The organism is Streptomyces sp. NPDC051364, from assembly GCF_040682115.1.
Lineage (GTDB): Bacteria > Actinomycetota > Actinomycetes > Streptomycetales > Streptomycetaceae > Streptomyces.
Window position 1 is genome coordinate 68988 of sequence record NZ_JBFBAH010000026.1, and the last position, 21192, is coordinate 90179.

The 21192-nt window shown below is 72.1% G+C and carries 17 protein-coding genes and 4 pseudogenes; 17 read left to right on the plus strand and 4 right to left on the minus strand.

Annotation, left to right across the window (positions count from 1 at the left end; genetic code table 11):
* The first annotated feature begins 78 nt into the window (after nucleotides 1-78).
* The gene (locus AB0M76_RS33935) at nucleotides 79-1041 is read left to right on the plus strand and encodes an amidohydrolase family protein (RefSeq protein WP_365956597.1); all 963 of its coding nucleotides are present in this window, start codon (nucleotides 79-81) and stop codon (nucleotides 1039-1041) included.
* On the opposite strand, the gene AB0M76_RS33940 is transcribed toward AB0M76_RS33935, so the two are convergent.
* Together AB0M76_RS33940 and AB0M76_RS33945 are read right to left on the minus strand one after the other, a co-directional pair.
* The gene (locus AB0M76_RS33940) at nucleotides 1038-1598 is read right to left on the minus strand and encodes a hypothetical protein (protein WP_365956598.1); all 561 of its coding nucleotides are present in this window, start codon (nucleotides 1596-1598) and stop codon (nucleotides 1038-1040) included. The two genes, AB0M76_RS33935 and AB0M76_RS33940, sit on opposite strands and share 4 nt — an antisense overlap.
* Before the next feature lie 134 nt (nucleotides 1599-1732).
* Nucleotides 1733-3286 carry a hypothetical protein gene (locus tag AB0M76_RS33945; protein WP_365956600.1) on the minus strand — a complete coding sequence of 518 codons (1554 nt, stop codon included), beginning with the start codon at nucleotides 3284-3286 and terminating at the stop codon, nucleotides 1733-1735.
* A gap of 214 nt (nucleotides 3287-3500) precedes the next feature.
* Here AB0M76_RS33945 and AB0M76_RS33950 point away from each other — a divergent pair, with 214 nt between their 5' ends.
* The gene (locus tag AB0M76_RS33950) at nucleotides 3501-4982 is read left to right on the plus strand and encodes a hypothetical protein (protein ID WP_365956601.1); all 1482 of its coding nucleotides are present in this window, start codon (nucleotides 3501-3503) and stop codon (nucleotides 4980-4982) included.
* A gap of 30 nt (nucleotides 4983-5012) precedes the next feature.
* On the opposite strand, the gene AB0M76_RS33955 is transcribed toward AB0M76_RS33950, so the two are convergent.
* Nucleotides 5013-5447 (minus strand): hypothetical protein, encoded by a 435-nt coding sequence (locus AB0M76_RS33955; protein WP_365956602.1) that lies wholly within the window; start codon nucleotides 5445-5447, stop codon nucleotides 5013-5015.
* A gap of 237 nt (nucleotides 5448-5684) precedes the next feature.
* On the minus strand, nucleotides 5685-7805 hold the full coding sequence (locus AB0M76_RS33960; RefSeq protein WP_365956603.1) for a PIG-L family deacetylase: 2121 nt from the start codon (nucleotides 7803-7805) through the stop codon (nucleotides 5685-5687).
* 139 nt (nucleotides 7806-7944) lie between these two features.
* On the opposite strand from AB0M76_RS33960, the gene AB0M76_RS33965 reads away from it, so the two are divergent.
* The 15 genes and pseudogenes from AB0M76_RS33965 to AB0M76_RS34035 all read left to right on the plus strand — a co-directional run bounded on the left by AB0M76_RS33965 (nucleotide 7945) and on the right by AB0M76_RS34035 (nucleotide 21132).
* Nucleotides 7945-8253, plus strand: coding sequence for a hypothetical protein (locus AB0M76_RS33965; protein WP_365956604.1), 309 nt, complete (start codon nucleotides 7945-7947; stop codon nucleotides 8251-8253).
* Nucleotides 8254-8368: 115 nt separating this feature from the next.
* On the plus strand, nucleotides 8369-10045 hold the full coding sequence (locus AB0M76_RS33970; RefSeq protein WP_365956605.1) for an FAD-dependent oxidoreductase: 1677 nt from the start codon (nucleotides 8369-8371) through the stop codon (nucleotides 10043-10045).
* Nucleotides 10046-10059: 14 nt separating this feature from the next.
* Nucleotides 10060-11535 (plus strand): ATP-binding protein, encoded by a 1476-nt coding sequence (locus AB0M76_RS33975; protein WP_365956623.1) that lies wholly within the window; start codon nucleotides 10060-10062, stop codon nucleotides 11533-11535.
* Nucleotides 11532-11888 (plus strand): UBP-type zinc finger domain-containing protein, encoded by a 357-nt coding sequence (locus tag AB0M76_RS33980; protein WP_365956606.1) that lies wholly within the window; start codon nucleotides 11532-11534, stop codon nucleotides 11886-11888. The genes AB0M76_RS33975 and AB0M76_RS33980 overlap by 4 nt, the downstream gene beginning before the upstream one ends.
* A 93-nt stretch (nucleotides 11889-11981) precedes the next feature.
* Nucleotides 11982-12197 (plus strand): annotated as a pseudogene (locus AB0M76_RS33985) (hypothetical protein); the annotation flags it as partial.
* Between the two features lie 61 nt (nucleotides 12198-12258).
* Nucleotides 12259-12522: pseudogene (locus AB0M76_RS33990) on the plus strand (ABC transporter permease); the annotation flags it as partial.
* Between the two features lie 379 nt (nucleotides 12523-12901).
* Nucleotides 12902-13708, plus strand: a complete 807-nt coding sequence (locus tag AB0M76_RS33995; protein WP_365956607.1) for a CAP domain-containing protein — start codon at nucleotides 12902-12904, stop codon at nucleotides 13706-13708.
* Nucleotides 13709-13901: 193 nt separating this feature from the next.
* Nucleotides 13902-14453, plus strand: coding sequence for a hypothetical protein (locus AB0M76_RS34000; RefSeq protein WP_365956608.1), 552 nt, complete (start codon nucleotides 13902-13904; stop codon nucleotides 14451-14453).
* A 336-nt stretch (nucleotides 14454-14789) separates the two neighbouring features.
* Nucleotides 14790-15557 carry a thioredoxin family protein gene (locus AB0M76_RS34005; protein WP_365956610.1) on the plus strand — a complete coding sequence of 256 codons (768 nt, stop codon included), beginning with the start codon at nucleotides 14790-14792 and terminating at the stop codon, nucleotides 15555-15557.
* The gene (locus AB0M76_RS34010) at nucleotides 15554-15829 is read left to right on the plus strand and encodes a hypothetical protein (RefSeq protein WP_365956611.1); all 276 of its coding nucleotides are present in this window, start codon (nucleotides 15554-15556) and stop codon (nucleotides 15827-15829) included. Before AB0M76_RS34005 ends, AB0M76_RS34010 begins: the two co-directional genes overlap by 4 nt.
* Nucleotides 15830-15842: 13 nt before the next feature.
* A complete protein-coding gene (locus AB0M76_RS34015; protein WP_365956612.1) occupies nucleotides 15843-16430 on the plus strand; it encodes a hypothetical protein in 588 nt (195 codons plus the stop codon).
* Between the two features lie 9 nt (nucleotides 16431-16439).
* A complete protein-coding gene (locus AB0M76_RS34020; protein ID WP_266661331.1) occupies nucleotides 16440-17162 on the plus strand; it encodes a response regulator transcription factor in 723 nt (240 codons plus the stop codon).
* Nucleotides 17159-18562 (plus strand): HAMP domain-containing sensor histidine kinase, encoded by a 1404-nt coding sequence (locus tag AB0M76_RS34025; protein WP_365956613.1) that lies wholly within the window; start codon nucleotides 17159-17161, stop codon nucleotides 18560-18562. The genes AB0M76_RS34020 and AB0M76_RS34025 overlap by 4 nt, the downstream gene beginning before the upstream one ends.
* A gap of 239 nt (nucleotides 18563-18801) precedes the next feature.
* Nucleotides 18802-20110, plus strand: a pseudogene (locus AB0M76_RS34030) (MFS transporter).
* Between the two features lie 34 nt (nucleotides 20111-20144).
* A pseudogene (locus AB0M76_RS34035) lies at nucleotides 20145-21132 on the plus strand (polyphosphate kinase 2 family protein).
* The last annotated feature ends 60 nt before the right edge of the window (nucleotides 21133-21192 follow it).

A 21192-nucleotide genomic window follows, 5' to 3' on the forward strand; every position in this document is an offset into this window, starting at 1 on the left:
CGCCGGCGCTGACGGGCCGCCGCGCCCCGGCCCGGCGCCCGACTGGCCCGTGCCGTGCGGGAGGCGTTCCATCGAAGGGTGAGCCCTCTGCGTATCGACGTGCACGCCCACCTGTGGACCGCGGAGTACCTCGACCGCCTCGAGCGGCTGGGAAAGGCTGACACGGGTACGCAGCGCGGGATCGGCGCCGACGCCACCGAGGCCGATCTGGACCGCCGTTTCGCGCTGATGGACCGGGCGGGCATCGACCTCCAGGTGCTCTCCGTGGCACCGCAGTCCCCGCACCTGGCGGGGGAGTCCGACGCCGTGGCGGTCGCCCGTACGGCGAACGAGTCGTATGCGGACCTCGTGGCCCGCCACCCCGGGCGCTTCCGGTTCTTCGCCGCGCTGCCCCTCCCCCACGTCGACGCGGCGCTGCGCGAGATCGCCCGCGCCTTCGACGAGCTCGGCGCGGTCGGGGCCGGCGTGACCACGACCGTGCTCGGCCGCACCCTCGACGACGCGCTCTTCCGCCCCGTCTACGAGGAGCTCGACCGGCGCGGCGCCGTCCTGTGCATCCACCCGGCCGGCGAGGGAGCCGGCAGCCCGCTGATCACCGAGCACGGCATGACCTGGATGGTCGGAGCGCCGGTCGAGGACACGGTGGCGCTCATGCACCTGATCCTCGCGGGCATTCCCGCACGCCATCCGGGAATGCGGATCCTGGCCTCACACCTGGGTGGGGCCCTGCCACTGCTGCCCCGCCGGCTCGACGACCATCTGGCGTTCGAATCCCCGGGGACGCCCGAACTCCCCTCGGTGGCCGTCGGCCGCCTCTGGTACGACACGGTCAGCCACGTGCACGCACCGGCGCTGGCCGCAGCGGCGGCGACCTTCGGGGCGGACCGCCTCGTCCTCGGCACGGACTTTCCGTACGAGGACGGGGAGGTCTTCCTGCGGGCCGTGGACTACATCTCCGACGCCGGGCTCACCCGGGAGGAGGCCGCGATGATCCTCGACACCAATGCGGCCGGCCTGCTCGGCCTGGCGGACACCGCTTAGACCGGGCAGGGCCGGTACTCGAGGCTGAGTTCGCGGTCGACGGCGTAACTCGTCCGCATCGAGGCGTCGATGACCTGCTGCCAGGAGCCGTACTTGACGTAGAGCTGGTCCGCGGTGGGGCCGAGCGGGTTGCCGTACTTGGCGATGTTCCGCTCCTCCAGGATCCGGACCTCCTCCGGGGTCATGCCGGCCCGGGTGATCGCCTTGGCCTGGTTGCGCATGTCGACCAGCTCCCGGGCGATCTCCTCGTCGGTGGCCCCGGCCGCGCGCATGTCGGCCTCCGTACGGTGCATGTCCTCGAGGAGCCCGTGGTAGCTCATCCGGGTCCGCTGGGCCTCGACCTTCTCGTCCATCGGCAGGACGCGGATGCGGCACACGACGGGGTCGGTGCTGGGGCACGGATCGTCGGCGGGGACGGGGCGGGCGAGCGGCGCGGTGATGATCGAACCGCACGCTTCGGCCGCGCCGGCCACCGACGCGGAGGCGGTGGCCAGCAGCGCGACGGCGGCCACGAACGGCAGGAGGGCGCGGCGGGAGAGGGAGAGGGAAAGAGGCATGCCCGCATCCTTGGCGACCGTGCCGTGCCCTGACACGTGGACACCCCGATGATCACTCCAACGGGTACCCCGGGGCGGTTGCCGGCTGATCCGGAACCGGAGCACTGCCCGTCCGGCCTCCGCTGAACACCCGCTCAGAGGCGGTGGATCCGGTCGATGCCGTACCACTTCGAGACACAGGCGGCGACCCAGTCCCGCCTGGGGACGGACGTGAAGAAGGGCTCGGCCAGACTCCCGATGTACAGGGGCCGGTATCCGACATCGGTGGCGCCCTGCGCGGCCTCGGTCCGGATGCGGGAGTTCTGGGCGTCCCAGGCCGCGGCACGGGTGACCGTGGCCGTGGTGAGCTGTTGGACGCCCGGGACGAGCACGGCCAGCGCGGCCAGCGCCAGGCCGCCCGCGGCCACGATGCCGGCCGACACGACCGGGGTGGAGGCGCGTCGGCGGGCCAGGAACCGGCCGGCCCACTCCCCCAGCAGGGCTCCGTAGACGCACAGCGCGAGTTCCATCGGCACGAGGAAGTTCGTCCAGGTGCGGGCGTACGTCCACCCGCTCGGACCGTAGCCGCTGCGCAGGCCCAGCACCACGGCGAACGACCCCAGCACCACCACCGGCACGGGGAGCAGCAACACGGCGATCTGCATCTTCCGCGGCGTGGACTGGTGCCATTTCCACTCCCGCGGCCCGCGTGCAGGCGCCCGGAGGCCTGCTCCCCAGCCGAGGAGGACGCCGACGGCGGCGGCGCCTAGGTAGGCCCACTGGCCCGTGACGGAGTCCCACATGTGCAGCCAGTCCTGGAAGGTGCCCCTGAGTTCGCCCGCGGAGAGCACGGACTCCCGGTCCGGCTGCTGCGCACGGCGCCACCGGGCGCCGGGGGAGGTGTAGAGCACGATCAGACCGCAGACCAGTCCGGAGCACCAGAGCGCACACCAGGTGAACGGGTGCCAGGTCCGGGCCAGTTTGAGGCGGGGCACCGCCAGCAGGCCGACTCCGGCCGCGAGCAGACCGCTGACGAGGGCGAACGGTTCGCTCAGGGTGCCGAGTCCGAACGCGATGAGGAATGCAGCGGCGAAGCCGCCTGCACGTACGGCGGCACGGGGTTGGCGAACGGTCCAGATGCCGAGCAGGAGCGCCCACACCCCGATGACGCTGGGAATGGTGTGGGAAAGGGTGGCAGGAGCCCACAGCAATACTTGATAACTGCGCGTTCCGGCGTAGTAGAGCAGCGCCTGGATCGCCAAGGAGCACGCGAACAGGGGCAATATCTGCGGTTTTCCGCCGAGAAACCGGACGAACTGGCACCCGAGCAGAACCAGACCGACCGTGAACGTGACGGCGATGACGGTCGGCAGGATCTTGACTCCGCCGAGCCCGTCGCCGTAGATGACGCCGCTCAGGAAGGCATTGGCGATCCGCCCGTTCTGGGTCGTGTAGAAGTCGGACGTGATGCCGAGGACTCCCAGATCACGGGATTTCCACGCGGCGCACCAGTCGTCCGACGTGGGCCGTACGTAGAGCCCGAGAAAGCACCCGATGGCGACCAGGGCCCCGGCCGCCGCCACGAGGGTCCCGGCCGCGCCCAGCAGGAGCCTGCGGACGAACGGGCGACGGCCTCTCCCCCGGCCGTCCGCTCCGGAGGAATGCGTTCGACGGCCCTCGCCCTCGGACAGCAACGGAGCAGTGCTCATTCACCCATCCTTTGCGGTGGGCCTCCGTCCCTGCCACGGCTGTTACGCCATGCGATGACGCCGGGTGTGCCGAGGCCCGGCGGTCACCCGAGCGGCGGGCATGTCGTGGCGGGCTCCGTACAGGTCGGCCACGATGGGAATTCCGGAGTTCCGCGCGCACGGAAATACACGGAGACGCGCGGAAACTGCGGGAATCCCGACGGAGGGAGTGGCGATGCCTGCTGTCCGGCTCGTTCGCTGGGCGGTCGTCACGGCGTCCCTCGCGAGCGTCGCCCTTCCCGTGTGCGTGGCAGGAGCCCCTGCCGGCCGGCACACCGGCGAAGAACGGCCCGTGTTCCTGGTCAGGCCGCCGGGACACCACAGCCGTGGCGATGCCGAGGGCAGCTACGCGCCCCTGTCGGTGCTCACCGCCCCCACCGCCGGGCTCCTCTCCAACACGACCGCCACCGAGGGCATCACACGGGCCGTCGCGCAGGGCGCACGGTACGTCGAGCGGAGCAACGTACTGCGGTTGCCGTCCGGCCGGTGGAAGTACCTCCCCGTCGGCAGGACGGCGTCGGCCGTGGTGGCCCTCGACGATCCGACGGCCCGGCAGCAGATCGCGCAGAGCCGCGCCTGGCTGGCGGCCGGCCGGGTCCCGGGCAGCTCGCCCGCGCAGCGCGCGGCGGCCGAGCGCGCCCTGCTGACCATGCGTGCGCTGCTCCGGCCGAACGGTGCCATGGCGGCGGCGTGGACGCCGGGCTGGATGTACTCCTGGCCGCGTGACTCCAGCTTCGCCTCCGCCGCGTTCGCGCACACCGGCCATGACGCCGAGGCCTACCGGATCCTCCGCTACAGCGCCGCGACCCAGCGGAAGGACGGCACCTGGGAAGCGCGGACGAAACTCGACGGCTCCGGACCGCCGGACGGCAGGCGGTGGCAGCTCGACGCCAACGGCTGGGTCCCCTGGGCCACTTGGCAGTGGTACCAGACGGCGCCCCGCACCACCCGGCACGCCCGGCTGGCCGCCCTCTACCCGATGGTCCGCAAGGCGGCCGACCACGCGGCGGCCTGCCTGGGTGCGGACGGGCTTCCCCCGGCCTCCCCGGACTACTGGGAGCTGATGACGACCACGCCGAACATCGGTACGGCCGCGCCCCTGCTCGCCGGGCTCAACGCCTCCGCGGACCTCGCCCGGGCGGTGAACCGGCCGGACGATGCGGCACGCTGGAGCTCTGCCGCCGGGCGGCTCTCGGCCGGGATATCCAAGAGGTTCGCTCCCCTCGGCTACCAGCGCACCGTCGACGGGCAGCACGGACACGACAGCGCGGTGGCGTTCATGGCGCCGCCCTTCAACGCGGCGCCCGCCGACCTGCCCCGGGCACTCGACACCACGCACAAGGCGCTGCTCCTGCCCAACGGGGGTCTCACGCCCGGCAACGATCCGACGGCGCCCTGGGGCGGGAACGCCTGGACGCCCAGTACCTCGTTCTTCGCCCTCGCATGGGCCGGGACGGGCAAGACGGCGAAGGCGAGGCAGGTCCTGGACTGGGTCCTCTCCAAGCGGAACTCGCTCGGGGAGCTGCCCGAGAAGGTGAACCGAGAGGGCAGGCCCTCGTCGGTCGCACCGCTGGCCTGGACGGGTTCGATCACCCTCCTGTCCCTCGTGGCACTCGACGGCAAGCCACTCCCCACCCCGCCCTTGCGGTCCCGGTAGGTCCTGTTGTCACGCGCTCCGGGCACCGCCTCAGACGGGCTCGGTCCCGTCACCCGGGGGCGGAGCGGTACGCAGGCTCTCCAGCTCGGCGAGGAGGCGCCGGTACGCGAGCCGCTCCGCCTGCACCGCATGCCTGAACGGGAGGTAGTGCGGATCACGGCGTGCCCGGGCCTCCTGCGCGGCGGCGAGGCGGAGCTCCCTCGCTCCGGCCAGGTCGTTCATCGCTGCCACGTATCCGCCGGCGAGAAGCTTGTGGTCGAGGACCTCGGCGAAGGCCTGCTCCGCCAGCCCGCCGAGCCGGTCGAGTTCGTCCACGCAGCTCGCAGGGGCCGTCTCGGCGCAGCCCTCGTCCAGGTGGTGGGAAAGCGATCTCAAGGTCGTGCCGAGCTCCGGGTACTCCCAGGCGGGCGCCGTGTCGTTCCTGCATCCGGTCGCGAGGGCTGTGAGGGCCGCGAAGGCGGCCACGGCGCGGACCGTTCCCGCTCCCCGGCGTATGCGTATGCGTCGGCACGAGAGGAAGGGAGGGGTCATGGGAGCCCCGATCGCCCGAGGGTCAGAGTCCGGCTGCCGTCGCCGGCCAGGTGGTATCCCCGCCACCGCCCGGCGAGGTGGCCTTGCCCGCCATCCTCGCCCGCCCCGATCCGCGCTGCCACCCGGCGGCCCAGGGGCCGTGGGCGCACGCTGCGGCGCAGGTCACCACCGCTACCGGCCCCCGGCCTGTGCGAGCGTCCGGGGCTGGACCGCCCGGTGCCACGGGGTGGGGGTCCGGCCGGCCACCTGCTCGGATCCGGCCGCAGGAACCGTCGTCACGATGTGCAGATCGGCGTCCAGGCCGAGGGCCGCCGCGACGGCCGTACCGGCCCCCGAGTCGGCCACGCCTGCCGGGGCCCCCGTGTACAGCATCTGGGACTCCTGCCAGGACTCCGGACCGCCCGTGCCCGCCACGCTGACCGTGCCCGCGCCCGCGCGGCCCGCGAGCAGGTGGCCCGCGACGCCCACCGCGCCGTACCCGCCGAGACCGCCGGCCGCGGCGACCCGGGAGAACTGCGGCGCGGGCCCGCCCGCGGCGGCCAGGCTCGTACCGACGGAGCCCGTGCCGGGCCGGCGGAAGAACAGCCGGACCCCGTCGCCCTCCGGGCGCACCGAGAGCACGCCCGTCGTCTGCGGCAGCCCGGTCGGGAACGGGCCGCCGAACGGGGCACCCGGCGTCGGCTGGACCCAGGCCAGTACGGAGCCGGCCGTCGCCGCGTACACGTGCCGCCGCCCCGAGCCGTCGGTCGCGGTGACCGGATCGCCCAGGAGGCCGGCGCCGCCCAGGGCCTGCCATGCGCCGAACGCGCCGTCCGGGGTCGTCTGGGTCCGGGCGCGGAGCGTACGCCTGGAATCGCGCACGTACACCGTCATCCGGCCGGCCGGGTCCACGGCGACGGCCGGTCCGCTGATCGCCGAGGTGACGGACCTGTCTGTGGTGTCCGGGGTGCCCAGCGACTGCCACGGGCCGAATGCGCCGTCGGCCGTGGTCTGGACGGCGTACACGATGTCCCGGCCGTAGCCCTGGGAGGTCGTGCCCAGGGTGGTGCGGGTGGCGAACACCACGATCCTGCCGTCGGGGAGCCGGAGCGCCGTCGCGCCGGCGTCGATTCCGGTGCCGGGGCCGGCGTCGGGCAGGAACCGGGGGCCCTGCCAGGGGGCCTGCGGGCTGCTGCGCGACCAGTACGCCATCCGGTTGTCCAGCACGGCGAAGGCCCACAGCCGCCCGGAGACGCCTTCGGTCATCCAGGAGGTGCCGTCACCCCGGCTGTAGCGGATGGTCTGGCTCCAGCCGGCGCCGGTGGGCCTGGTCGCGGTCTTGCGGTCGCCGCAGCCCGCGGGGCTGCCGCACCAGTCGTCATGGTCCATCCAGGCGTAGGTCCTGAGGTAGCCGAGCTTCTCCTCGGCCGTCTGCGGGTCGAGCGTCGGCGGCAGTGAGCTGTTCGGATAGCTCATGTAGTTCTGGACCGAGAAGTGCGGCCGGTCCGTGGACTGCGCGTAGCGTTCGGCGGCGGCCTGGACGAAGCGGGCGCCGTACATGTGGTCCTGGTGATCGAGGAAGGCGCCGCTTTCCGACCTGCCGGGGGTCGGGTCCTGCGTCCGTATCGTCGTCGGCCGGTAGAGCGCGAACACGTCCGCGATGGCGGCTATCGCCTGGTCCTTGGTGTACGAGAAAGCGAGCTTGACCGGCGTCCCCGAGGTCAGCTGGGCGCCCAGGGCGGGTATCCGGCCGTCCCACAGGCCGCGCAGGCTGTCCGGATTGTCGCCGGAGATGCTGCGGGCCTCGCGGAGCTCCATCCACACCAGGTTGACCTCGGGCCTGGCGACGAGGACGTCCACCTCGGCGCTGCCCCCGCCGGCGGTGGGTACGGACTTCCGCTGCCAGGCGCTGGTGCGGTCGCCGGTGGCCATCTGGGCGTAGGCGCCCCGGATGCCGTTCTGCCGGGCCTCCGCGTAGGCGGCGCGGTCGGCGGGCCCCGCGGCGTCCTCGAGGTGCGGGCTGTGGGCCTCGTTCCTGCCGTCGGACTCGCCGGAGGTCAGGTAGACGGTGGTGACCTTGATGCCCGTCGATATGGAGCGGCTCAGGTCGGGGTTCATGAAGAAGAGGTCGTCGTCGGGGTGTGCGACGACCTGGAGGGCAGAGCCCTCGGTCACACTCGGCCTGACGACCGCCTCGGGGGCCGTCGCCTGCCGGTCGGTCCCGTATCCGTAGGCCCAGGACGTCACGCCGGCGACGCCGACGGAGACCGCGGCGAGCAGGGCCGCGATGCGGGTGCGGCTGGCCAGGGACATGTACAGCGCCTTGAGGTCGGTCCGGTGCGGAATTCCGCCTGGGAGGTCGGTCGATGTCCCGATGGCTCCACTGCTTCCGGAGACGACCGGGGCCGATTATGCCTCGCAGGTTTGCGACTGACACACCCTCAAGAGGCATATGAACGGAACAGAGTTGAATGCGAACAATGCACCACTTGCCCGTTTTGTTGCCTATGGGATCATTCGTGCACCCTGGGGCATGGCAGATGCCGGGGGCTGCGCGCGCTGCGGACGAAGGGCTGCTGGAGTTCCGGCGCGGCCGCGGGGTGACCGTGGCCGGCGGGCGCTGGGCGAGCAGCGTACGTTCGCGCTCGGACGGATCGGTGAGCCGGACGACATCGGCATGGTCATCGCCACCCTGGTCTCCGAGGAAAGCCGCTGGATCACCGCCCGGAACATCGAGGTCTCCGGAGGGCAGAACCTCTGATCACCGATTCCCGCGGCGTCCCGGGGCGGTCCCGGACGATCGAACATACGATGGGCAGGAACCGGCGCGGGCGCCTCGCCGGGCTGCCCGCCCAGAGCACTCGGGGTGGAGACGTATGGCACAGCCCGCCGACACAGCGCGGACCGTCATCCTGACCGTGGACGACGACCCGGGGGTCTCCCGGGCCATCGCCCGGGACCTGCGGCGCCACTACGGCGCCGGCTACCGGATCGTGCGCGCCGAGTCAGGCGAGTCCGCGCTGGAGGCGCTGCACGAGCTGAAGCTGCGGGGCGACCTCGTGGCGGTGATCCTCGCCGACTACCGCATGCCGCAGATGAACGGCATCGAGTTCCTCGAACAGGCCCTCGGCGTGTACCCGGGCGCGCGGCGCGTGCTGCTGACCGCGTACGCCGACACCAACGCGGCGATCGACGCGATCAACGTCGTCGACCTCGACCACTACCTCCTCAAGCCCTGGGACCCGCCGGAGGAGAAGCTCTACCCGGTCCTGGACGATCTGCTCACGGCCTGGCGCTCCAGCGACTACCGGCCGGTACCCGCCACCAAGGTGGTCGGGCACCGCTGGTCGGCGGGCTCCTCGCGCGTACGGGAGTTCCTGGCCCGCAACCAGGTGCCGTACCGCTGGTACTCCTCCGACGAGCCCGAGGGGCAGCGGCTGCTGGAGGCCGCCGGGGCGGACGGGCAGCGGCTGCCCCTGGTGGTCACGCCGGACTGCACCGTGCTGATCGAGCCGGAGGCTGCCGAGCTGGCCGCCCACGTGGGTCTCGCGACGACGCCGACCGCCGATTTCTACGACCTCGTCGTCATCGGCGGCGGACCGGCCGGGCTCGGCTCGGCGGTGTACGGAGCCTCCGAGGGGCTGCGTACCGTACTGGTCGAGCGCTCGGCGACCGGCGGGCAGGCCGGCCAGAGCTCCCGCATCGAGAACTACCTCGGCTTCCCCGACGGAGTCTCGGGCGCGCAGCTCACGGACCGCGCCCGCCGCCAGGCCGGCCGGTTCGGCGCCGAGATCCTCACGGCGTGCGAGGTCACGGGGCTGGAGGTCAACGGCGCGGCCCGCGTCGTCCGCTTCTCCGACGGCTCGGCGGTCGCCGCGCACAGCGTCATCCTGGCGACCGGGGTGTCGTACCGGCAGCTCCACGCACCGGGCTGCGATTCCCTGACCGGCTGCGGGGTGTACTACGGTTCTTCGCTCACCGAGGCGGCCGCCTGCCAGGGGCAGGACGTGTACATCGTGGGCGGCGCCAACTCCGCCGGGCAGGCGGCGATGTACCTGGCGCGCGGCGCGAAGTCGGTGACGCTGCTGGTACGCGGGGAGTCCCTGCAGGCGTCGATGTCGTACTACCTGATCCAGCAGATCGAGGAGACGGCGAACATCACGGTGCGGACCCGGACCGTCGTCGAGGAGGCGCACGGCGACGGGCACCTGGAGCAGCTGACGCTGCGGGACGTGGACAGCGGTGCGACCGAACTCGTCGACTGCCAGTGGATGTTCGTGTTCATCGGCGCGGCCCCGCTGACGGACTGGCTGGACGGTACGGTGCTGCGCGACGAGCACGGCTTCATCCTGGCGGGGCCGGACCTCACTGCGGACGGGCGGCCGCCCGCCGAGTGGGAACTGGACCGGCCGCCCTACCACTTGGAGACCAACATCCCCGGCGTGTTCGTGGCGGGCGACGCGCGCGCCCGGTCCGCGAAGCGCGTCGCGTCCGCCGTAGGAGAGGGAGCCATGGCCGTGATGCTCGTCCACCGGTACCTGGAGCAGTCATGAGCGGCGGCCGGCTCATGCCGTGCAGCCCGCAGGAGATCTCCTCGCTGTTCCTGTTCGAGAAGCTCACCCCGGAGCAGCTCGGGCGGCTGTGCGCCGAGGGGCGCGTGGAGCGGTTCGACGTCGGCCCGGTGTACACCGAGGGCGACCCGGCCACCTGCTTCTACGTGATGGTCGAGGGCACCGTCGTACTCTCCCGCCGGGTCGGCGGCGACGACGTCGAGGTGAGCCGGACCTCGCAGCGCGGCGTGTACGCGGGGGCCATGCAGGCGTACTTGGGCGACCAGGTGCCGCAGACCTACAACAATTCGATGCGGGTGACGGAGCCGACGCGGTTCTTCGTACTCCCCGCCGAGTCGTTCGCGGCCGTCATGCGGGACTGGTTCCCGATGGCCGCGCACCTGCTGGAAGGGCTGTTCTTCGGCTCCAGGAACACACAGCGGGCCATCGGCCAGCGCGAACGGCTGCTGGCGCTGGGGTCGTTGTCCGCCGGTCTCACCCACGAGCTCAACAACCCGGCCGCGGCGGCCGTACGGGCCACCGCGACGCTGCGGGAACGGGTGGGCAAGATGCGGCACAAGCTGGCCGTCATCGCCCAGGGCCCCTACTCGCGCGAGGCGCTCGCCGACCTCATCGAGATCCAGGAGCGCACCGCCGAACGGGTCGCCAAGGCACCGGTGCTGAGCCCGATGGAGGCCTCCGACCGGGAGGACGAGCTCGCCGACTGGCTCGACGACCACGGCATCCAGGAGGGCTGGCGGATCGCGCCGACCTTCGTACAGGCCGGGCTGGACACGGACTGGCTGGAGCAGGTCGCGGCGACCGTGGCCGAGGACATCCTGCCGGGGGCCATCGGCTGGCTCAACTACACGGTCGAGACCGAGCTGTTGATGGATGAGATCAACGACTCCGCCACCCGCATCTCCCACCTCGTGGACGCGGCGAAGCAGTATTCGCAGCTCGACCGCGCCCCGCACCGGGTCGTCGACGTCCACGAACTCCTCGACAGCACCCTGCTGATGCTGTCCGGCAAGATCGGCCGGGGGGTCCGGGTGGTCAAGGACTACGACCGCTCCCTGCCGGACGTACCCGCCTATCCGGCGGAGCTCAACCAGGTGTGGACGAACATCATCGACAACGCCGTCTTCGCCATCGGGAGCACGGGTGGCGAGGGCACGCTGACGGTCCGCACGGCACGCGAGGGCGACCGGCTGCTGGTGGAGTTCCGCGACACCGGGCCCGGTATCCCGGCGGACATCCGCAGCCGTATCTTCGACCCCTTCTTCACCACCAAGCCGGTCGGCGAGGGCACCGGTCTCGGCCTCGACATCTCCTGGCGCATCGTGGTCAACAAGCACCACGGCAGCCTCCAGGTCGAGTCCGCACCGGGCGACACCCGGTTCCAGGTGCTGCTGCCGCTGACCCCCGACCCCGAGCCCTCCCCCCACCCCGAGCCCTCCCCCGAATCCGAGACCGCCGAGGAGCCGGCATGACCGACGACATCAACGGAATCGACCCGAGCGTCCCGCCCACCGGCACCGGCTGCGCCGACTGCGACGCGGTGGGCGGCTGGTGGTTCCACCTGCGGCGCTGCGCCCAGTGCGGCCACATCGGCTGCTGCGACTCCTCACCGGCGCAGCACGCCACCGCCCACTGGAAGTCCGCCGGTCATCCCCTGGTGCAGAGCTTCGAGCCGGGTGAGGAGTGGTTCTGGGACTACCACACCAACGAGCTGTACGAGTCCGGGCCCGAGCTGACGCCGCCGGCCGCCCACCCTGGGGACCAGTCGGTCCCGGGACCGGCCGGCCGGGTTCCGCAGGACTGGACGAGACTGCTGCACGGCTGACCGTCCGGCGGGCCGTCGTCGCGGACACCGGCACGGGACGACCCTCGATGTGGGCGTCGTCGGCCTTCGGTGGCACCGGTGGAGCCCATCGCGGGGGACGGCGACGAGGGCGGTGCGGCCCGCATCGATTTCCGGCTCCCGGCGCACCTCAAGGCCTGCGTGGAGGACGCGGCGGGCCAGGAGGGCCTGTCGGTCAACGCCTGGCTCGTACGGGCGGTGTCCCTGGCCCTCGAATCGGGCGCCGGCGCGGCGACCCAGCCCGCCACCCGCGTCCCGCGCCACGGCCAGAGCCTGCGGGGCTGGGTCCGCCAGTCCCGGGCAGGGCCGGAGCCGCCGGCCCCGGCGCCAACGCCCCCACCTGCGACAACCCGAGTCCGCGAGCAACACGCCCATGCCACTGACCTTTCTGCCGTTCCTCGGCAGCGCCATCGTGCCGACCGACTCGATGCCGGCGGGGCTGCGCTGGTTCGCCGAGTACCAGCCCTTCACCCCGGTCATCGAGACCCTGCGCGGCCTGCTGATGGGCACCGAGATCGGCAACAGCGGATACGCCGCGCTCGCCTGGTGCACCGGTCTCACGCTGGTCGGCTACTTCTGGGCGCGTTCCGCCTTCGGCCGCACCGCCAGGCAGTGAGCGCGGCTCCACCCCACCCGTCTCCCACTCATCGCGTCGAAGGCGAGAAGCTGACGCAACAGCACGGAACGCCCTCGAAGACCTCCCCGCAAAAACACCTCGTAGCCTGACCCCCGAACTCCCCCGGCCCGGCGGCTCCCCCGCCGGGCCGGGTCGGTCGGGTTGGGGGGAATGCCGGGCTCGTCCCTGTGTTGACCCTGCGGGCTTCCTTAAGGGAACTTGAAGAACCCCTCCAGGTGGCCTTTTTCGCTGATCACCGGCCTAGGCTCGAGCGGACTCCCCTCTTCCCCCTCTCCTGTGAGGTGTTACCGGCATGAGCCGCAGCCGAACTCCCGGTCCCGAAACGCCGTCCCGCGTCGAGGCTCGGCGGAGGAAGACGGTGCGTACGCGCATCGTGCTGTCCGTCACCGCGGCGGCCGCGGCGGTGGCGGTCGGCGTCGCGGTGGCCGACTCCGACGGCAACGCCCGCGCGGACCGGCGGGCCGACGGCGCGGCCGGTACGGCGTCCCCGACGGCGGGCAACGGTGACCGGACGGGAAGCTCCACCCCTGCCGTCCCCACACCCACCGGCGACGCTTCGACCACGGCGAGCCCGAGTCCGTCCGGGACCCCCGACGCGAGTGCATCAGCGTCCGCCGCCCCGACGAAGCCCGAGGCAGCGGAGAGCAGCATTGCGGCCAAGTCGGCGTCGGGCGAGGCCGGCAAGGCCACGCGCAAGCCCGCCACCACGACGGGCGGCGGGTCCGGCGGCTCAGGTGGCTCCGGCGGTTCCGGTGGCTCCGGTGGCTCCGGCACCGTCGACGGCAACTCCGAGTCCGCGGTTCTGGCCCTGGTCAACAAGGAGCGGGCCGCTGCCGGATGCGGCCCGCTGACCACGAACGCCAAGCTGAGCGCCGCGGCGCGGACGTACAGCGACACGATGGCCCGCAGCGGCGTCATGTCCCACACCGGACCCGACGGGTCGACCATGACCAGCCGGGTGGAGGCCGCCGGATACGCATGGTCCGGCCTGGGCGAGAACATAGCCCGCGGCCAGTCCGACGCCGACGCGGTCATGAACGCGTGGATGAACAGCTCCGGCCACAGGGCGAACATCCTCAACTGCTCGTTCAAGGAGATCGGCATCGGCGTCCACAAGGGCGACGGCGGCCCGTGGTGGACGCAGGACTTCGGGACCCCGAGGTAGCCGACCCCGCGGTGCGAACAGACCCCCACCGGCGCCGAACGAACGAACCCCCCACCGGCCGCCGAGCGGGCGTCCACGTCCTCCGACCCCGTGCGCGGGTGCGGAGGACGTCGGCGTTGTCCCGTGAGGCTCCCGGCCACTCCTCCGGGGGGACGGGTGACAGGCCGGCCGGCGCGTCGGCCACTATGGGGCCGTGCCTCGAATTCCGCGCTACCTGTTCATATGGCTGTCGTGCACGGCCGCCAGCGTGACCGCCGTACTCGTCACGGTCCAGTTCGTGGTCGGCACGACCAGGCCCACGCCCCCGGTCGCGCGGTCCGCCCCGACGGTCATCGAAACGCCGCCGGCATGGCAGGCGGGCCAGATCCCGCCGTCCCCGACCGCGTTCACGAGCCCCTCGCCCACGGTGACGCAGCGGCCCTCCCCCTCGGCCGCGGCGCCCACCCCCGCCAAGGCCTCGTCGAAGACCCCCCGGCCCACCCCGCCGAAATCCGCCGTCGACTGCGAGGACGGCGGCGCGGGCCTGTACACCGTCCCCTCGCAGGGCGGCAAGGCCACCGTGCGGTACGGGAGCCGGGGCGTGTGCCTCATCTCCGCGATCCCCGCCCTCGGCTTCAAGGCCACCACCTCGCAGACCGCGGACGACACCCTCACGGTCACGTTCACCAGCGCCGACCACCGATCGGTCATCACGGCGACGGTCGACCCGGGGGCGAAGGCCACCGTCCGCGAGTCCTCGTTCTGAGGCCCGGTCTCCTCAGCCGTCCCGACCGATGCGCACCACTGGACCGTTCTGGTCCCTTTCGCGTAATTCACCACGCTGTACGGGCTGATGGACCGGGTTCCGGCGAAGCGGAAGGTGAGCTGTTCCTTAGGGCACCTTAGGGCAACCTCAAGATCACGCCGATACGTTTCCGGCCGCCCGCAGCGGTCCTATGCTCACGTCAGCCGAGCGGCCTTCGGCGCCGGGGCGTGACACCCCGGCGGACCGTCGGGCCGCCGTCTTCACCGAGCCGAGGGGGCACTCTGCCCTCCCGCAGTCCGAACCGTGCCTTGGGGTGTCCTCGCCATGCGTCCTCACATGCTCCGACCCGTCCCTGCCGACCGCCGTACGACCCCGCGCCGCTCCCCCTCGCCCCTGGGGACGCGGCTGCCGCTGGTTGCCGCGGCCGTGGTCGCGGCGGGCCTGACCGCCGCCTGCGGGCCTTCCTCCCAGCCCGCCGGATCCGCGGCGGCGTCCGTGCCCGGACAGTCCTCGCAGGCCCTCCTCTCGGGGACGGAGTCCGCGACCGGGTCCCCCGAGGCGTCGCCGACCGCGTCGGCCTCGCCGTCCGCGTCCGCCACCGCCGTGCCCGGCTCCTCGCCGACTCCCTCGAGCGCCCGGAGCGGTTCCGCTGCCCCCGCCGGGACGCCCGCCAAGCCGACCCGTACCTCCACCGCGCCCGAACCGGCCCGGATACCCGGTCCCGGCTACGACAGTTCGGCCGATGCCCAGAAGCAGATCGACGCGGCGCTGCGCGCGGCCAAGTCGGACGGGCGGACGGTGCTGCTCGACTTCGGCGCGAACTGGTGCGGCAACTGCAAGGCCGCCGACAAGGTGTTCGGCCAGTCGCAGACCGCCGCGATCCTGGGGGCCTCGTACCACCTGGTCAAGGTCGACATCGGCGGCAACAGCTCCGCCAACTCCGCGCTGCTGCGCAAGTACAGCCCCTCGGGCGGGACCTACACGATGCCCGTACTGGTCGTGGTCTCCCCGTCCGGCACGGTGCGCACCGATACCCACGTCACCGGCAATCCGTCCCTGACCTCGGAGGGCATCAACTCCTTCCTGCGCAAGTGGGCGTCGTGAGACGACCCGCCCCGCAGGTCCCGAGGCGTGGGCGGCTCTCCGCCGTCGTCCTCGCCGGGGCCGGCCTCGCGGTCGCGGTCGGCGGTGTCCTCGCCGTCGGCGGTACGGATTCCGGGGCGCCGGACGGGCGGGTGAGCGCCGTCCGGGCCGCGGCCGGGGCGACGGTCGTGGATCCCGGTGCCCGGCAGGAGGCGCCCGCACTGGCCGGTGACGACCTGGACGGCCGCTGTTCGCCCCCAGGGTCAAAGCCCTCCTCTCTCCCCGACACCTGACACAGAGGCACATATGAACCTTTCTGCGCATACAAGGCCTTCCCGGATCGCCCCTGTCGCGGCCGCCCTGCTCTCCTTCGTCTCCCTTGCCGCACTCGCGGCCTGCGGCGGGCAGCCCGCCAAGGACACCGGCGGCTCCCCGCCACCCGCGACGCGCACGACGCGCTTCACCGAGAACGGGGGCACCGTCACTCTCTCGGTGTCCGACTGGCACGCCTCGCAGGGCACCCTGACCGCGGTCTTCACGCCCGAGGCCAAGGGGTTCCACCTCTACAGCACTGATCTGCCGCCCACCGGCATCGAGGGCGTGGGCAGGCCGACCGCGATGGCCGTCACCGGGACCCTGAAGGCACAGGGCAAGCTGACGGCAGCGGCGGACGTACGGTCGATCAGCGTGCCCGGTGTCGACGCCCCGGTCCCCGTCTACCCGGACGGCCCGGTCACCACCACCCTGCCCGTCCGCGCCGATACCGACGGCGAGGCGACGGTACTCCTCGGCTATGCGAGCTGCAGCACACAGGACGGCTGCACCATCCCGGTGTCCGACCACCCCGTGCACCTGCGCGTCACCGGCGACGGCCCGGCGTTCGACGCACCCTAAGGTGTCCCCATGCCGAGCGTCCTGATCGTGGAAGACGACCCCAGCATCCGCCAGTCACTGATCGAGGTCCTGACGGAGCACGGGTATGCCGTACGCAGCGCTGCCGACGGGTTCGGCGCGCTTCGAGAGGTCACCCAGGCCCCCGTCGACGCCGTGGTCCTCGACCTGGGACTGCCCGATCTGGACGGAGGCGACGCCCTGCGCATGATCCGGGGCATTTCCTCCGTACCCGTGCTGGTGGCCACCGCCCGCGACGACGAGAGGGAGATCATCAAGCTCCTCAACGCGGGCGCAGACGACTACCTGGTCAAGCCCTTCTCCGGGGGGCAGCTCATCGCGCGCCTCTCCGCCGTCCTGCGGCGCACCAGCCACGTCCCCCCTGCCGGTACCCCGGCGGGTGCACCGGTGGCGGCGGCGACCGAGCCGCTGCGCCCCACCACCGTGGGCGAGCTGGCGGTGGACCCGGGCGCGCGCACCGCGTACCTGGCGGGCCAGGAGCTCCGTCTCACCCGCCGGGAGTTCGACCTCCTGGCGTTCCTCGCCCACCACTGCGGCCAGGTCGTCTCCAAACGCCGGCTGCTGACCGAGGTCTGGCGCGAGCCGTACGTGGACGACCAGACCGTCGACGTGCACCTGTCGTCCCTGCGCCGCAAGCTCGGCGAACGTGCGGCGGCCCCGCGCTACCTGCTGACCGTCCGGGGCGTCGGCATCAAGCTGGTGGCACCGCGTTGAGACGCTCGCTGGCCGGAGTGGCGCTCGCCGTGACCTCCATGGTCGCCCTCTCCTTCCTCATACCGCTGGCCGCACTGGTGATGTCGCTCGTCAAGGAGCAGGGCGTCACCGCGGCCCAGCAGCGTGCCGCCGCCCTGGCCCCCGTCCTCACCCTGACCTCGGATCCCTCCGCCCTGCAGGAATCAGCCGCGAGCCTGGACGCGTCCGAGCACCTGGTCGTGCATCTGCCGGACGCGGGGCCCCTCGGCAGCTCGAAGGCCCCCGCGAACCTGCTCGAACGGGCCCAGCAGGCACGTGAGTCCATCTCCCAGGCGATCCCGGGCGGCTGGATATGCCTTCAGCCGGTGGTGCTCCCCGGCGACCGGGTCGCCGTCATCGAGAACTTCGTCCCCGAAGCGGAACTGACCCGCGGGGTCAAGGAGTCGTGGGCGGTCATGGCCTTCCTCGCCGTGGGGCTGGTCGGCGGTTCCGTACTGGTCGCCGACCGCCTCGGCGCGAAGGTCGTCAGGTCCTCGAAGAGGCTCGCGCGGGCATCGCGGGCCCTCGGCCAGGGCGACCTGGACACCCGCGTGGACCCCATGGGTCCCAGGGAACTACGCGACGCGGGCGTCGCCTTCAACGCGATGGCCCACCGGATGACGGAGCTGCTCGCCGTCGAACGCGAACTCGTCGCCGACCTGTCCCACCGGCTGCGCACCCCGCTGACCGCCCTGCACCTGGCGTCCGAGCGCATGGCCGGCACACCGGAGTCGGCCAGGGTGGAGGCGGCGGTCGGCGAACTGGAGGCCGAGCTCCGGGCCATCATCGCGGCAGCGCGCACCCCGCTCGCCGTGGGCCCCATGGCCCAGGGCCTGCTCGGCACGGAACCGCCTGCAGACCGTCGCGCCGTCGGCGCGGGGGCGTCCGGCCCCCGCTGCGAGACGGCCGACGTCGTCCGGCGCCGCACCGCCTTCTGGACGGTCCTGGCCGAACAGCAGAATCGCTCCTGCTCCCTCGACCTCACCCAGGAACCCACGGCCATCGGCCTCTCCGACGACGACATCGCCGCCGTGGTGGACGCGTTGATCGGCAACATCTTCCGCCACACCGCGCCCGGGACCCCGTTCGCCGTCCGCGTCGTACGCACGGCACAGGCCGTGGAGCTGGTGGTGGAGGACGGCGGACCGGGCATCCCCGACCCGGAGCGGGCCCTCTCCCGCGGGAGCAGCACCGGTTCCACGGGGCTGGGTCTCGACATCGCGCAACGGGCCGCGAGCGCCACGGGCGGCTCCATGCGCATCGGCCGCGGCGCCCTGGGAGGCGCGCACATCACCGTGACGTTCGCCCTGGCCCCACCGGCCCCGTCCGCCCGCAGGCCCCGTATCTCCCGCCGCCGCCCGACCCGCCCGCGCGGACGGTAGGGCAGGCCGCCCGATCGCCGACGCCCGTCCTGCTCCGGCATGCGCCGGGCCCTGATGCGGCGCACGCTGGAGCGTGGGTGTCTTCCGGAGGCACGGTCGACCGGTGGCCGGCGGACCGACGTCCGGAGGTGATACCGGTGGCCGACACACGAACCCCGCAGCGGCCGTCGAGCGCACAGCGACGCATCCTCGCCCCACTGGCGCTCGCGCAGTTCATCTGCAGCTTCGCCGGGTCCAACATGAACGTGATGATCAACGACATCAGCGAGGACCTGGACACCACCGTCCAGGGAGTGCAGATCGCCATCACGATCTTCCTCCTGGTCATGGCCGCGCTGATGATCCCCGGCGGCAAGCTGACCGACCGCTACGGCCGCAAGCGCTGTCTCCTGGTCGGCCTCGTCGTCTACGGCATCGGCGCCCTGCTGAGCGCCGCCGCCCCGGGTCTGGGCGTACTGATCCTCGGGAACTCGATCCTGGAAGGCATCGGAACGGCGCTGCTCATCCCGCCCGTCTACATCCTCACCACGCTCATCTTCACGGACCTGACCTCCCGGGCCCGCGCCTTCGGCGTCATCATGGCGCTGGGCGGCATCGGGGCCGCCGCCGGGCCGCTGATCGGCGGGCTCATCACCTCGTGGCTGAGCTGGCGAGCGGCCTTCGTGTTCCAGGCCCTGGATTCTCTTGATCATCGTGCTGAGCCGGAACCTCGAGGACCCGCTGCCGGCCGATCCGACGCGCTCCTTCGACACCACCGGAGCGGTCCTCTCTGCCGCCGGCCTCATCCTCGTCGTCATGGGCATCCTCGCGGCCGACAACAGCGTCTGGCTCATGATCGGCCTGCTCGCCGCGGGCGCCCTCGTGCTCCTCTTGTTCTTCCGGTCCGTACGGGCCAAGGAACGGGCCGGCAAGGAACCTCTGCTGTCCACCAGCCTGTTCCACGACCGCACCTCCAACCTGGGCCTCGTCACGCAGAACGTTCAGTGGCTGCTCCTGATGGGTTCCTCGTTCACCGTCGCGACGTACCTCCAGGTCGTGCGCGGCTACGACGCCATCCAGACCGGCGTCATCTTCACGGCCGCCACGGTCGGCCTGCTCGCGTCGTCGCTCGCCGCCGAACGCCTCGCCGAGCGGCGGCCCCAGCGGACCCTCATCATGACCGGCTTCATCGTCACCATCGCCGGCATCGTCGTCCTGATCGCGATGGCCGGCGGCTCCCCGAACCCGTGGGCCCTCGCCCCCGGACTCCTGCTGATCGGACTGGGCCTCGGCGTGATGCTGACCCCCTCGGTCAACGTCGTCCAGTCGAGCTTCCCCGAAGAGCGGCAAGGCGAGATATCCGGCCTCTCCCGCTGCGTGTCGAACCTCGGTTCCTCCCTCGGCACGGCAGTCGCCGGCACCATCCTCGTCGCCGGCCTGACCAGCGGTGCCTACGCCGCCGCGATGATCACGCTGGCCGTGATCGGTCTCGCCGGACTCGCCGCCGCGGTACTCCTTCCGAGGAAACCGCGTCCGGAGGGCGATCATGTCCGGCCGAGCAGAGAATGACCACGACGCACATCCTCATGTGAGGTGACGGCTGATGTCGGACGAGAGAGCCGAACGCATCGCGGATTTCATCGAGCCGCTACGGGTGCGACCGGGGTCGAAGGTGCACCTGGAGCGGGACTTCGATCCCCGCTACAAGGCCGGTATGAAGAAGCGGGCCGGGGCCGAGCTGCTGCAGACCGGGGTGTCGTTGCTCGCCGAGTACCAGGAGCGGCTGGCCGCCCAGGACACGTACGGCGTGGTGCTCTGTCTCCAGGCACTCGACGCCGGGGGCAAGGACGGGACGATCCGCCACGTCATGAGCGGCGTCAACCCCCAGGGCGTACGGGTCAGCAGCTTCAAGGCCGTCCTCCGAGGAACTCGACCACGACTACCTGTGGCGTTACGCCCAGCGGCTGCCCTCGCGCGGCGAGATCGCCATCTTCAACCGCTCGCACTACGAGGAGGTCCTCGTCGTACGGGTCCATCCCGAGATCCTCCTCCGGCAGAAGCTCCCCGAGCACGGACTCGGCGCGGGCATCTGGGAGCGTCGCTACCGGGAGATCAACCGCTGGGAGCGCTATCTCACGGACAACGGGTTCAAGGTGGTGAAGATCTTCCTGAACCTGTCGAAAGAGGAGCAGCGCACCCGCTTCCTGAAGCGGATCGACCTGCCGGAGAAGAACTGGAAGTTCTCCGCCGCCGATGTCCGGGAGAGGCGCCGGTGGGACGAGTACCAGCACGCGTTCTCCGAGATGCTGTCCGCCACGAGTACCCGCTGGGCCCCGTGGTACGTCGTACCGGCGGACCGGAAGTGGTTCGCGCGGATCTGCGCGGCGGCGGTCCTCGCGCACACCCTGATGGAGATCGATCCGCAGTACCCCGATGTGGGGGAGCAGGCCCGCAAGGATCTCCTCGTCACCAAACGGGGGCTGGAGCGGGAGGCCCCTGCCGGGGCCGCGGCCGATCCCTACGGCGCGCAGCACCCGTCGGCGGGCCGGGCCCACGGGCACGGGAAGGGGCACGGGAAGAAGCGCGGCTAGCGACCCTCGTACGGCGCGCGACCGGCCCGGATGCGTCCGCGGCCCCGGATCGGAGGCACA